The organism is Pseudoalteromonas marina, from assembly GCF_000238335.3.
Classification (GTDB): Bacteria; Pseudomonadota; Gammaproteobacteria; order Enterobacterales; family Alteromonadaceae; genus Pseudoalteromonas; species Pseudoalteromonas marina.
On sequence record NZ_AHCB03000010.1, the window covers coordinates 154,358 to 167,171 of the forward strand.

General features: G+C 41.2%; 12 protein-coding genes. 9 read left to right on the forward strand and 3 right to left on the reverse strand.

Annotation, left to right across the window (positions count from 1 at the left end; all coding sequences use genetic code 11):
• Positions 1-11: 11 nt before the first annotated feature.
• Positions 12-1,613 (forward strand): methyl-accepting chemotaxis protein, encoded by a 1,602-nt coding sequence (locus tag PMAN_RS15135; protein WP_010557737.1) that lies wholly within the window; start codon positions 12-14, stop codon positions 1,611-1,613.
• Positions 1,614-1,664: 51 nt separating this feature from the next.
• Here PMAN_RS15135 and speE read toward each other — a convergent pair whose 3' ends face one another.
• Positions 1,665-2,528 (reverse strand): polyamine aminopropyltransferase, encoded by an 864-nt coding sequence (gene speE / locus PMAN_RS15140; protein ID WP_010557736.1) that lies wholly within the window; start codon positions 2,526-2,528, stop codon positions 1,665-1,667.
• 197 nt (positions 2,529-2,725) lie between these two features.
• Here speE and speA point away from each other — a divergent pair, with 197 nt between their 5' ends.
• Genes speA through PMAN_RS15160 form a run of 4 tightly spaced genes read left to right on the forward strand, consistent with a single transcriptional unit; the run spans position 2,726 to position 7,740 of the window.
• The gene (gene speA / locus PMAN_RS15145) at positions 2,726-4,606 is read left to right on the forward strand and encodes a biosynthetic arginine decarboxylase (protein WP_010557735.1); all 1,881 of its coding nucleotides are present in this window, start codon (positions 2,726-2,728) and stop codon (positions 4,604-4,606) included.
• A gap of 57 nt (positions 4,607-4,663) precedes the next feature.
• Positions 4,664-5,548: an acyltransferase gene (locus tag PMAN_RS15150; RefSeq protein ID WP_010557734.1), complete on the forward strand. Its 885-nt coding sequence runs from the start codon at positions 4,664-4,666 to the stop codon at positions 5,546-5,548.
• Between the two features lie 18 nt (positions 5,549-5,566).
• Positions 5,567-6,487, forward strand: a complete 921-nt coding sequence (locus PMAN_RS15155) for an acetyltransferase (protein WP_010557733.1) — start codon at positions 5,567-5,569, stop codon at positions 6,485-6,487.
• Positions 6,484-7,740, forward strand: coding sequence for a mechanosensitive ion channel family protein (locus PMAN_RS15160; RefSeq protein ID WP_010557732.1), 1,257 nt, complete (start codon positions 6,484-6,486; stop codon positions 7,738-7,740). Before PMAN_RS15155 ends, PMAN_RS15160 begins: the two co-directional genes overlap by 4 nt.
• Here PMAN_RS15160 and chrA read toward each other — a convergent pair.
• A complete protein-coding gene (gene chrA / locus PMAN_RS15165) occupies positions 7,703-8,857 on the reverse strand; it encodes a chromate efflux transporter (RefSeq protein ID WP_010557731.1) in 1,155 nt (384 codons plus the stop codon). The two genes, PMAN_RS15160 and chrA, sit on opposite strands and share 38 nt — an antisense overlap.
• 178 nt (positions 8,858-9,035) lie before the next feature.
• On the opposite strand from chrA, the gene PMAN_RS15170 reads away from it, so the two are divergent.
• A complete protein-coding gene (locus PMAN_RS15170; RefSeq protein WP_008129859.1) occupies positions 9,036-9,668 on the forward strand; it encodes a YiaD family glycine zipper/OmpA-like lipoprotein in 633 nt (210 codons plus the stop codon).
• On the opposite strand, the gene PMAN_RS15175 is transcribed toward PMAN_RS15170, so the two are convergent.
• Positions 9,665-11,443: an ABC transporter transmembrane domain-containing protein gene (locus tag PMAN_RS15175; RefSeq protein WP_010557730.1), complete on the reverse strand. Its 1,779-nt coding sequence runs from the start codon at positions 11,441-11,443 to the stop codon at positions 9,665-9,667. The genes PMAN_RS15170 and PMAN_RS15175 overlap by 4 nt on opposite strands.
• A gap of 88 nt (positions 11,444-11,531) precedes the next feature.
• On the opposite strand from PMAN_RS15175, the gene PMAN_RS15180 reads away from it, so the two are divergent.
• The 3 genes from PMAN_RS15180 to PMAN_RS15190 are packed head-to-tail and all read left to right on the forward strand — an operon-like array spanning position 11,532 to position 12,748.
• Entirely contained in the window at positions 11,532-11,930 is a 399-nt protein-coding gene (locus PMAN_RS15180) for a DUF3224 domain-containing protein (protein ID WP_010557729.1), read from the forward strand.
• Positions 11,931-11,947: 17 nt separating this feature from the next.
• Positions 11,948-12,130 (forward strand): hypothetical protein, encoded by a 183-nt coding sequence (locus tag PMAN_RS15185; protein WP_006794217.1) that lies wholly within the window; start codon positions 11,948-11,950, stop codon positions 12,128-12,130.
• A complete protein-coding gene (locus tag PMAN_RS15190) occupies positions 12,131-12,748 on the forward strand; it encodes a LysE family translocator (RefSeq protein ID WP_010557728.1) in 618 nt (205 codons plus the stop codon). It begins immediately after the preceding gene.
• Positions 12,749-12,814: the final 66 nt, after the last annotated feature.

Consider the following 12,814-nt stretch of genomic DNA (forward strand, 5'->3'; position numbering starts at 1 on the left):
AGGGTGATAAAATGAATTTGCATAGTATTCGCGTTAAAGTGTCGTTTCCGATAGTTGTTTTAGGACTTGCCATACTCTCGTTAATTGTGGGGTATACCTATTTAATAACCTTACAAAAAAATGCACTTGATGTGCAGTCTGAAAAATTTATTAAGGCGTTGTCTCTTGCTTTAAACGCAGACCGCGACCTATACCAAGCTAAAGTGGCCGAATTAAATTTAGTAACTCATTCAAAAAATACAGAAAAGTACCAGGCAGAGCACGAAGAAAATGCAATGCAAGTTACTGATAAAATTAATCAGTATTTATCTTTAATGAAAGATTACCCCAGTATAGCTAAAGAGCTAAATGGCTTTGAAAACGACTTTAATGCTTGGCTTGCAGCGTCAAAAAGCTACATGGCTGATAAAAATAGCCAAGCTAAACAAAAGAATTCAGAGCAAGCATTTGCCACTTTAAGGATTAGGCTTGATAAAGCCGGTGAGCTGGCTGAAAAAACCTCGGAGCAAGAAATCATCACGCTTTCATCCAATATCATTTCAACAAAAATGATGATGCTGACAGTGGTTGCTATTATTTTAATTGCAGCGAGTTGGTTTAGTTACAGTGTGCCTAAACAACTTACTCGCCAAATTAATTATGTAACTAAGCGAATTAGTGATATTGCCTCAGGAGATGGCGATTTAACTGGCCGAATACAAGTAACGTCTAAAGATGAGTTTTCTGACTTAGCCACCGAATTTAATACTTTTTTAGATAACTTACAGCAATTAATACGCGATATATTAGAGCAATCTAAAGAGTTAAATGGTTTAGGTGTTGAGCTTAGCAAAGTGGCTACCCAAAATAACAGTGTAAACCAAGCCTTGGGACAAGCGTCGGAATCTATTGTAAGCGCAGTACATGAAATGAGCACTGCTAGCAAGGAGGTTGCAGGGGTTGCACAGCAGTCATCAAGCGAAGCCGATAATTCGTTAAAACTAGCGCAACAAGGGCTTAGTGCGGTGGCTAATTCTAGTTCGCGAATTACCTCTCTCTCTAGCAACATGGAGCAAGCTATGGCGCGCTCTACTGAGCTGCAACAAAGCTCTGACAACATCGCAAAAGTCCTTGAGGTGATTCGTGCCATAGCAGAACAAACAAACTTATTAGCACTTAATGCAGCAATAGAGGCGGCACGTGCTGGCGAATACGGGCGAGGCTTTGCGGTTGTGGCTGACGAAGTAAGAACGCTTGCTACGCGCACACAAGATAGTACCAACGATATTCAACAAATGATTGAGTTGTTTGCATCGAGTGTATCGCAGTCGATTAATGCCATAGGTGAGAGTAAGCAATTTGCAGATGATGCTGTGGAGTCGTTTTCGCAAACTAACGATATACTCAATGCTATGCAAAGTTCATCTACTAAAGTAAACGATATGGCTATGCAAACTGCGCAAGCTACCGAAGAGCAAACAACGGTTTCTGATGAAATAAGCCATAACTTATCATCACTTAACGATCAAACCTTAGAGGGTGGGTCGCTTGCGCGCACAACGCAAGATGTATCAAATAAAATGGAGCAGTTAACAGACGAGCTAAATCGATTAGTTAACCGGTTTAAGGTTTAACGTAACAAAAAGGGAGCGTGTAGAGCTCCCTTTGTAGAATATTAACACTTATTATTTTTTATCAAACGCGCGTTTCATAAAGTTAGGTGTTGCTAAAGCGCCATGGTGAATACCACTGTTGTAGTATTCACTTTGCGTTGCAACGTGTGCTGCGCCGTCTTCTCTAAAACCATTAAATGCTTCAGACTTACGAGCAAGTGTTACCGACCATAAACCACTTGGGTAAATAGGCTGAGGGAATGGCAATGTTTGTAAATCGTTAAAACCCACGCTTAACATCGCTTCACGCATTTCAACCAGTAGTGGCATATGCATAAGTGGCGATTCGCTTTGTTGCACTAAAATACCGCCAGGGCGAAGTGCGTTTAAGCAGCTAGTGTAAAATGCATGGTTAAATAAACCTTCACCTGGGCCTACTGGGTCGGTGCCATCAACAATAACAACGTCGATAGACTCGCCAGCTGCTTCGCGCATGTACTTAATGCCATCGTCAAACATAACTGTAGCGCGTGCATCGTTATTAGACTCGCATAGCTCTGGGAAATATTTTAACGACATTTGCGTGACTACTTCGTCTATGTCAATTTGCGTTACGCTTTCTACGCCAGGGTGTTTTAATACTTCACGTAACGTGCCGCAGTCGCCGCCGCCAATAATAACCACATTTTTAGGATTTGGGTGTGCTAAAAGTGCAGGGTGGCTGATCATTTCATGATAAAAAAAGTTTTCGCGGGTTGATACCATGGTACAACCGTCGATGATCATTAAATTACCAAAGTCTGTGGTTTCGAACATTTCTACTTTTTGAAAAGGAGACTGTTTTTCATCTAACTTTTTGTTAATGCGTAATGAAAATGCGCTGCCGTCGCGGTCGCTAATTTCAGTAAACCACTTACTTTGATCTAAGTTTGCCATAGTTGCTGATACACTTTTTAGGTTAAGGTAAAAAAAGGGCAATTCTGCCAGTGCTTGGCGGTTTGCTCAATGACATTTTAACTGATTTAGCGAATAAAGTTAGTGAGGAGTGAGTGAAAGTTCAATTTTTGTTAGCCTAGGGGATAGCGACGTATTAAAATGCGCCTTTATACCTAATTGACTAAAGAAGAGTTGCCATGACCTGGGGTTTAGAAACAGCACGTGCTACTTATAATGTTGCTCATTGGAGTGATGGCTATTTTGATATCAATGCACAAGGCGAATTGGTTGCCTACCCCGACGGCGATCAAAGTAAAGCCGCAATCTCTTTAACAGACTTAACAGAGCAATTTAAACAGCAAGGGCTAACATTGCCTGTTTTAGTGCGCTTTACCGACATTTTAAAAAATCGTGTAGATACGCTTACTAATGCTTTTACTAAAGCGCGCAGTAGCCGCGAATATAATGGCAAATACACCTGTGTTTATCCTATTAAAGTAAATCAGCAGCGCTCTGTGGTGAGTAAGTTATTGGCGCACCCAAGTGGTTTAGTTGGTCTTGAAGCGGGTTCAAAACCTGAGCTAATGGCTATTTTAGGTGTGGCAAAAGAGCCAATTACCATTGTATGTAACGGCTACAAAGACAGCGAATTTTTACGTTTAGCGTGCATTGGTCAGGCCATGGGGCACAGCGTAAAAATAGTGGTCGAAAAGCTATCAGAGCTAACCACCTTACTTGAAGAAATAGATAACTTAGGCATAGAGCCTGCAATTGGTATTCGCATACGCTTAAATTCGGTGGGTAAAGGTAAGTGGCAAAATACCGGTGGCGAAAAAGGTAAGTTTGGTTTAACTGCAGGGCAAGTATTAAGTGCAGTAGAAGTACTTAAAAAACACAATAAATTACACTTAATGCAAATGGTGCATTTTCATATTGGCTCTCAAATTGCCAATATTCGTGATATACACCGCGCACTTCGTGAGTGTGCGCGTCACTTTGCAGAGTTAACGCAACTAGGCGTACCACTGAATACGGTTGATGTAGGTGGCGGTTTAGGCGTTGATTATGAAGGGTCGGGCTCTCGCAGTGCGTGCTCAATGAACTACACAGTGGAAGAGTACGCCCGTAACGTAGTCAATGCGTTTGCGGAAGTTTGCGACCAACACGATTTAACCCATCCAGCTATTATTACCGAGTCAGGCCGTGCTTTAACCGCCCATCATGCGGTACTCATTACCGATGTGATTGACGTTGAAAAAGCACCTAATCATTTAAACCCTGAACCACCGCTTGAAAACAGCGTGTTAGTGCTTGATGAAATGTGGCAATGTTTACAGCGTTTGAATCCGCGTATGGCGCTCGAAATTTATCACGACGCGATGCACTTATTTAGCGAAGCACACGATCAGTACGTACACGGTTTAGTAAGCATGCTAGAGTGGGCGAAAATAGAGCAGCTTTATTTTACTATTTTACACCGCGTGCGTGCGTCGCTTAGTAATAACGCCCGCGCACACCGAGAAGTACTCGACGATCTAAATGAAAAATTAGCCGATAAACTGTTTGTTAATTTTTCACTGTTTCAGTCGTTACCTGATGTGTGGGGCATACAGCAGTTGTTTCCGGTTATGCCAATCGAAAACTTAACGCAACCGCTTACTCAGCGCGCCATTATTCAAGATATTACTTGTGACTCGGATGGGCAAATTCGCGAATACGTTGAAGGTGCAGGTATTGAAACCAGCTTGCCAATTCCTGAATATAAGCATGGCGAACAATACCACCTTGCTATGTTTATGGTGGGCGCGTATCAAGAAATATTAGGCGATTTACATAACCTATTTGGTGATACCGATTCAGTGCATGTTGAGCTAAACGACGACGGCTATGTATTAACCAATGCCATAAAAGGTGATAGCGTTAAGGATGTATTAAAGTTTGTTGATTACGATAGCGCTATTTTAGCCGAAAATTTTGCTTATCAAATTAATAAACTAGATGCCTCAGAGCAGTGTAAAGCGGGTTATTTAGCCGAGCTCAATGCGGGCCTTGAAGGTTATACCTATTTTGAAGATTAATTTTTAAGTATAAATGCGCAGTGTTTGCTGCTGCGCACCGGTAAAGGAATAGAAGTAATGTCAGTTATTCGTAGTGTTTTTAGTCTTATTTTTTATGCATTAAACACACTTTTTTGGTTTATACCTATTTTTATATGTGGCTTGTTAAAGCTTATTCCTATTAAACCATTACAAAAGTTATTGAGCTGGATTGCTAAACAGTGCGCCACTATTTGGGTGTCGTTTAATACCTTAAACCAGCGGCTGTTTACACCAACAAAACTTAACGTGACGGGCTTGGATTCTCTGAAACTAAAAGATTGGTATTTGGTGATTGCCAATCATCAAAGCTGGGTAGACATTTTAGTATTACAGCGTGTATTTAATCGCAAAATTCCGTTTTTAAATTTCTTTTTAAAGAAAGAGCTTATTTATGTGCCTATTTTGGGCTTATGTTGGTGGGCGCTCGACTTTCCATTTATGACGCGCACGAGTAAAAGCCAGCTTAAAAAGAACCCTAAATTACGTGGCAAAGACTTAGAAACAACACGTAAAGCCTGCGAAAAATTTAAAGAAATGCCTGTAACGGTAGTTAACTTTGTTGAAGGTACGCGCTTTACACAAAGTAAACATGCAAAACAGCAAAGCCCATTTCCGCATTTATTAAAACCAAAAGCCGGTGGCATTGCCTTTGTTATGCAAGCAATGGGTGAGCAAATTTCTCAAGTGGTGAATGTTACTTTGCATTACCCTGACGGTATTCCTACGTTTATGGACTTTGCTGGTGGGAAAGTAAAAAATATTAATATACACGTGGATGTCATGCCAGTAAGTGACGAGCTAATTGGTGATTACACGGGTGATTCTGAATTTAGAGTTCGTTTTCAAAGCGAGTTAAATCGTTTATGGGAAGAAAAAGAACAAACGTTGCAATCACTTGACGGTCCAATAAGTACAAAATAACACGGTGAGCTTACAGTTATGCTAAAAAAATGGTTACCAAATTGGCTAAACGGCCTAATTGTAGGCTGCGTATTATTTACTAACCTTATAATTTTTGGCGTGTTGGTATTACTTTTAGGATTAGTGAAACTATTACTGCCTATTCATGCTGTTAATCGTTTATTACATAGCGCTTATCGGGGATGGTGTAATGGTAATCGATTGGGTTTATGGCTAGGCTGCCCAGACATTAAAATTGATGTGAAAGGTGATTTAAATTCAAAAAGTTGGTACTTACTAATTTGCAACCATATGAGTTGGTTAGATATTACGGTGCTTAGTTCGATGCATGCGTTACCCGCTCCTAAGTTTTTTTTGAAAGATGACTTAAAGTATGTGCCATTTATTGGCACAGGTGCGTGGGCGATGGGAATGCCATTTATGAAACGTGTAAGCAAAGCGCAAATAGCTCAAAACCCAAAGCTTAAAGGGTTAGACATAGAGCGTACCAAAAACAGCTGTCGTAACTTTCGTAACCATCCAACAACTATTATCAACTTTGTTGAAGGAACGCGTTATACACCCGCTAAACACGCACAACAGCAAAGCCCGTTTAAGCATTTACTAAAACCAAAAGCAGGTGGAATTGCATTTGCACTTGAGGTACTTGGAACCCAGTTTGATGCTATGTTAAATACCAGTTTGGTCTATAGCGGTAAGTCAGATCATGTGTGCCGCAACTTATTAAAAGGTGAGCTAGACTCTATTCACGTATCAATTGATGTAATGGCTATTACCGACACTATGTTAGGTAGTTACCAAACAGATGAAGCGTTCAAAGCTAACTTTCAACAGTATGTGAACGACTTATGGGTTGCAAAAGATAAGCAATTGGCAGGTATTTATGCTCAGCAAGCTATGCCAGATGCACAAATTAGTAAGGAAGCCAAAACACTATGACCAACACCCATATACAAGAGCTAATTGCCCCTTGGTTTGAAAACGTCCCCGACGCTGCTTTTTTTAGTGCACTAACGGCTACCGCCATTGGCATTTGTTCGTTATTTGTTGTGTATTTATTTACTCGCAGGCTTATGCTGCCAGGTATTCAAAAGGTGGTTACTAAGTTATCGCCTGAGCGTATTGGCGCGCTTTCTCCAATGTTAACTAAGCTTAATAAGCGTATTGCTGGGCTACTGTGTTGTGTACTGTTTTTAGCCACCTTCGACAGTTTTTATCCGGTTGGTGAGTTAGCGGCTGAAATACTTAAAACCATAGGCCAAGCTTTATTAATTATTTATACCGGTTTTATTATCAGCAGTATTGTAAGTCTTGCGGCTGCTATTTATAACCAATTAGACTTTGCTCGAGAAGTCCCCATTCAGGGCCTTGTGCAAGTTGTAAAACTAATTACCTTTATTGTTTGTGGCATTTTAATTGTTAGTATTGTGCTTGAAAAATCACCGACGTATATTCTTTCGGGTTTTGGTGCGATTGCCGCCGTCACTTTATTAGTATTTAAAGATACGATTTTAGGGTTTGTTGCCAGTATTCAAATTGCGGCTAACCGATTAGTAACTTATGGCGATTGGATCCAAGTTGATAATTATGGCGCCGATGGTGAGGTAATAGACTTAGGCTTAAATACGGTAAAAGTACGTAACTGGGATAACACTATTACGACTATTCCTACGTACATGCTGGTGGCAGGCTCGTTTAAAAACTGGCGTGGTATGCAGGAGTCGGGTGGAAGGCGTATTAAGCGCTCGCTAAATATTGATATGAACAGCATTTGCCTAGTAAACGACGAGTTTAGAGCGCAAATAGACGCCGCTATTCCGCTGCACGAGTATATTCGTGTATCGGCATTGCCAGAGCCTGTGTCTAACTTAGGACTGTTTCGTCGTTATGCCGAAGGGTATTTAAAGCAGCATAGTAAAATAAACTCTTCGCTTACTTTAATGGTGCGGGAGCTTCAACCTTTAAACCACGGTTTACCTATTGAGTTTTACTGCTTTAGTGAAGATAAGCGCTGGATTTCTTACGAACATTTGCAAGCCGAAATAATGGATCACTTACTTGCCGTGCTGCCTATTTTTGGATTACGTGCTTATCAAAGTGTGAGTGGGCAGTTAAGCCCACCAACCAATGCAGGGCAAACTGAAAAACCCAGTATTAAAGTGCCCAATAATGTTGTGCAAGACCCACACTAATAAATAATATTAATAGCCACCAAATAGGTGGCTTTTTAAGTCGTAGCCATGCAAAAGCTACAACAACTAACCCAATATGTAACCAGCTGTGCACTGCCGATGTCCAAATAGGTGAGTATAAAGCTGCGGCCAAAAAGCCCACAACGGCGGCATTAAGTGCGGCAATTGAACTAGCAAAACGCGGTTTATTAGCCAAGTTAAGCCAGCTTTTTTGTAATGCTAACATCAATAAAAAGCCGGGCGCAAAAATTAATAACGTGGCAACCAGTGCGCCAAATAAAGGCTGCGCAGTATTAAGTTGTGCACCTAAATAAGTAGCAATAGTAAACATAGGGCCAGGTATTGCTTGAGCGCTGGCATAGGCACTTAAAAATTGATCGTCACTTAACGCAGGTACACCTGCTTGCAATACGGGTAATACAACGTGCCCACCACCAAACACCATAGCGCCTGCTTGGTAAAAAGGAGCAAATAATGCAAATTCTTTTCCAAGCGGGGCAAAGCTAATTGCCAGTAACAATGCAAATAAGCTCAGCGCAACCCAGTTAATATTACTTTTTGTATTGGTGTTAGTATTTTGATTTTCCTCTCCTAATTTTAGTAAAGGCCATATAGCACCAACAGTTGCAGCAATAACTAAAACTGCAATTTGCGTGCTTAACACCGGGAGTAGTACAAGCGCTAAGGTGCTTAATACGGCAAGTAACTTAAGCACCGCACTTGTACAAAAGCTTTTAGCCATAGACAGTGTGGCGTCGGCTACAATAACCACGGCAAATAGTTTCAAACCCGCAATAATGGCATAGTAAATGGCATCAAATTGGTGTGCACTAACAGCCAATATCACCATAATTAAAAAAGATGGCAGCGTAAAACCAACAAACGCGGTAATACCACCTAATATCCCTGCGCGTTCAACGCCAATAGCAAAGCTTACTTGGCTCGAACCAGGCCCCGGCAATGCTTGGCTTAAACTAATTAATTGCGCGTAGCGTGTGTTGGTGATCCAATTTAGTGTATCTACAAAGTGGCGCTTAAAATAGCCTAAGTGTGCCGCTGGACCACCAAAGCTCATGCAGCCAAGTAAAAAAAACTGTCTAAAAATAGCAATTAGCATTGCGCTTTTATCCTTTTTTGAATTCATTAAATTGTCACAAAGGAATGTGACATATTTATTAAAACTCAATTTTGTAGGGTTAATAACAAAATTATAAGGCGATTGTTACGCACTTCATAGTTTGTTCATACAGGTAATTACATACTGTTGCTAAATTCTAAATGAATAGGACATCATCATGACATTATCAAAATCACTTTTAAGCGTTACAGTGGTAGCCGTATTACTTTCAGGTTGCGAAATGAATAACACCGGCAAAGGCGCAGCAATTGGTGCAGCTGCTGGTGGCGTGTTAGGTAAAGCAACGGGTAACCACAAAGACAAGCGTATATTTATTGGTGCTGCTATTGGTGCATTAGCAGGTGCAGCTGTAGGTGACTACATGGATAAGCAAGAAGAAGCGTTTCGTGATGAACTAGCAGGTTCGGGTGTTGAGGTGGTACGCGAAGGTGATAACTTACGCTTGGTTATGCCCTCTAATATTACGTTTGCAACCGACCAATCATACATTTCAACAGGGTTTAACGATACCCTAAACGCCATTGCTAAAGTTATGAACAAGTATGAGAAAACCTACCTAAGCGTAGAAGGGCATACAGATAGCACAGGCCAAGATAGCTACAACATGAACTTATCGCGCGAACGTGCTCAAAGTGTAAAGGCTTACTTAGCTAACCAAGATATTATGGCAGCGCGTATTAGCACTAGCGGCTTTGGTGAAACACGCCCAATTGCCACTAACGATACTGCAAATGGCCGTGCTCAAAACCGCCGTGTAGAAATTCAAATAGTGCCAAACACAGAGGGTTAATCCTTATTAAACTGTAATTCACACAGCTTTTGATACAACGGGTTACTTGCGACTAATTCTTGGTGAGTGCCCGTTGCAATAATTTCTCCATTCTCCATAACTACAATCATATCTGCATGGATAACTGTTGCTAGCCTATGCGCAATTATAAGCGTGGTTCTATTTTGCATTAAGTGCTCAAGCGCGGCTTGAACGTGGTGCTCGCTTTGCGCATCAAGTGCGCTGGTAGCTTCATCAAGAAGGAGTATTTCTGGGTCTTTTAAAATAGCCCTAGCAAGTACAATACGCTGCTTTTGCCCACCGGATAACCTAACGCCTTGCTCGCCTAAAAAGCTGTTGTAACCTTGTGGTAATTGTTTAATAAATTCATCGGCATGAGCATGTTTTGCAGCAGCGTATACTTGTTCATCAGTGGCGTTTGGATTGCCGTAACGAATGTTATGCATTACATCTGAGCTAAATAAAATAGGGTTTTGTGCCACCATGCCCATTTTATCGCGCAGAGTGTTTAAAGAGAGCGACTTAATATCAATATCGTGAAATTTTATTGCGCCACTAGCTGGGTCGTAAAAGCGCTGTAGTAGCTCAAATAAGGTTGTTTTACCTGCGCCAGATGGGCCAACAATAGCGACTGTTTGACCTTGCGAAATGCTTAAGCTTATTTTGTTAAGTGCACTGACATCCGGGCGAGAGGGATAATTAAAGCTGATATTTTCAAGCGAGATTGCAGGTAAACTTGCGTTATTTTGTAGCTGAGCGTCTTGCGGGTTTTCAGGATTTTCAATTTCACTTTTTACCGCAAGTAATTCAAGTAAGCGGGCGGCTGCGCCTGCCGCTCTTTGCAATTCGCCGTACACTTCTGCAACCGTTGCCACCGACATTGCCACCATAATAGCGTAAAACACAAACGCACCCAGTTCACCCCCGGTCATAGTGCCTGCCAGTACATCACTGCCGCCAACCCACAGCATTGCGCTGATGGCACTAAAGGTTAAAAATATTACAGCGGCAATTAAAAACGAGCGCTGTTTAATGCGGCTTTTGGCAACGTTAAAGGCTTTTTCGGTTTCAAGTGCAAAAGCATGTTGCTCTTGTGTTTCGTGGCTATAGCTTTGTACCACTTTAATATTTTGAATGATCTCGCCGGCATAGGTGCTTATATCGGCAATGGCGTCTTGACTCGAGCTTGCAAGTTTACGCACCTTTTTGCCAAATACCATCATCGGCACTAATACCAGCGGCACACACGCAACCACTACGAGCGTAAGCTTTAAGTTGGTAATTAATAACATTACCAAACCGCCAACCAGCATTAATGCGCTACGCAGCGCCATAGAAAACGATGAGCCAATAATTGATTGCAGCAAAGTGGTGTCGGTTGTTAAACGCGACATAAGCTCGCCACTGCGGTTTTCTTCAAAGTAGCTTGGGTGCAAAGTAACAATGCGATTAAACACGGCTTTACGAATATCGTTACTGACTCGCTCGCCAATCCACGACATTAGATAAAAGCGGCTAAAGGTGCCTACAGCCAATAAGCTAATTAAACCAATAAGTACCAATACAGCTTGTTGAAGTTGCGCTTGAGAGCCCGCAATGAAGCCATGATCTATAACAAACTTAACCCCTTGGCCTAACGATAAATTAACGCCAGCCGTTACTAATAAAGCGCCAAGGGCTGCTATAACCATCCATTTATAGGGTTTTATAAATGCAAAAATAGGCAATAAACTGCTAAAGGCAGCTTTTTCGGTTGCGGGGATACTGTTTGGCATAGTGGATTCTTTTTATAAGTTGAGGTATAGATATGGCATCATTGGATTAAAAATCAATAGCTTTAAAAATCATCAATAAGGAATCGTTATGACAAGCAACATAGTAACAGGCCAATTTACGGTGGCATTAGCCCCACTAGATGGCTATGCCAAAGGGCAAAACGGTATTAATTTAGGGCGTATGTCCATTGATAAAACATTTAAAGGCAAGCTCAATGCTTCTAGCCAAGGCGAAATGTTAAGCGCTATGACACCTGTGCAAGGCAGTGCTGGTTATGTAGCAATAGAGCAAGTAATAGGCGAACTTGAAGGCAAAAAAGGCAGTTTTGTATTACAGCATTTTGGCACTATGGATAAAGGCCAAGACAGCCTAATTTTAAATGTAATTCCCGACTCAGGCACTGATGAGCTAGAAGGGTTAACGGGCAGTATGAAAATACGTATTGAAAACGGTGTACATCACTACGATTTTCAATACACGTTATAAGATACACAGGGATTTAAATGCAAAAAGTAATCGAATTTAGAAAGACCCGCTTTATGGGTGGGGTAAATATAGCGGCGCTGAATGATCGCATACAGGAATTAAACCAAGATGGCTGGAAAGTAATTAGCGCAGTGCCAATAACCGGTTTTTATGGGCAAGTGCATGGTTATACATTATTTATTGAAATTGACGAGCTGTAAATGACTCTTTCTATGTGGTTAGGCCTAGTGGCTATTTGTATGATGGGCGCAATGTCGCCGGGTCCAAGCCTTGCGGTTGTATTAAAGCATTCGCTCAACGGCAGCATGAAAAACGGCATGCTAGCGGCGCTAAGTCATGGTATTGGAGTGGGACTATATGCGGGAGCCTCATTACTTGGCTTGGGCGCGTTAATGCTGCAGTTTCCTACTGTGTATCAGGTGTTAGTGTATTTAGGCGCTGCGTATTTAGCTTACCTAGGAATTAAAATTTTATTGTCTAAACCCAATAATGATGAACTTAAAATACAAAATAGCGAAGTGAGTAGCATTAAAGCGTTGCAAGATGGGTTTGCCATTGCCTTTTTAAACCCCAAACTTGCTATTTTCTTTTTAGCCTTGTTTTCACAGTTTATTGATCCAGAAAATCTTACCCTAAGCATTGCAATGGTGATGTGTTTAACTGTATTTGTAATTGATACCGGTTGGTACTTACTTGTTGCCGCCCTAACAGAGTTTTCTAAAAACCGTTTTGGGTTTACTAAACACAATCCATTGTTAGACAAAGTACTGGGTTTTATATTTGTTGCCTTAGCCATTAGGGTGGTAGTGAGTATTTAAGCTATTGCTAGCTAAATTGCTCAAAATAGCTACAGCCTAAGCAGGCTATACTGCATACGTATTCAT

What these genes read in the sequence shown, in the direction of transcription:
- PMAN_RS15135 (WP_010557737.1), top strand. Translation starts at nt 12, where the DNA reads ATGAATTTGCATAGTATTCGCGTTAAAGTGTCGTTTCCGATAGTTGTT.
- speE (WP_010557736.1), bottom strand. Translation starts at nt 2,528, where the DNA reads ATGGCAAACTTAGATCAAAGTAAGTGGTTTACTGAAATTAGCGACCGC.
- speA (WP_010557735.1), top strand. Translation starts at nt 2,726, where the DNA reads ATGACCTGGGGTTTAGAAACAGCACGTGCTACTTATAATGTTGCTCAT.
- PMAN_RS15150 (WP_010557734.1), top strand. Translation starts at nt 4,664, where the DNA reads ATGTCAGTTATTCGTAGTGTTTTTAGTCTTATTTTTTATGCATTAAAC.
- PMAN_RS15155 (WP_010557733.1), top strand. Translation starts at nt 5,567, where the DNA reads ATGCTAAAAAAATGGTTACCAAATTGGCTAAACGGCCTAATTGTAGGC.
- PMAN_RS15160 (WP_010557732.1), top strand. Translation starts at nt 6,484, where the DNA reads ATGACCAACACCCATATACAAGAGCTAATTGCCCCTTGGTTTGAAAAC.
- chrA (WP_010557731.1), bottom strand. Translation starts at nt 8,857, where the DNA reads ATGCTAATTGCTATTTTTAGACAGTTTTTTTTACTTGGCTGCATGAGC.
- PMAN_RS15170 (WP_008129859.1), top strand. Translation starts at nt 9,036, where the DNA reads ATGACATTATCAAAATCACTTTTAAGCGTTACAGTGGTAGCCGTATTA.
- PMAN_RS15175 (WP_010557730.1), bottom strand. Translation starts at nt 11,443, where the DNA reads ATGCCAAACAGTATCCCCGCAACCGAAAAAGCTGCCTTTAGCAGTTTA.
- PMAN_RS15180 (WP_010557729.1), top strand. Translation starts at nt 11,532, where the DNA reads ATGACAAGCAACATAGTAACAGGCCAATTTACGGTGGCATTAGCCCCA.
- PMAN_RS15185 (WP_006794217.1), top strand. Translation starts at nt 11,948, where the DNA reads ATGCAAAAAGTAATCGAATTTAGAAAGACCCGCTTTATGGGTGGGGTA.
- PMAN_RS15190 (WP_010557728.1), top strand. Translation starts at nt 12,131, where the DNA reads ATGACTCTTTCTATGTGGTTAGGCCTAGTGGCTATTTGTATGATGGGC.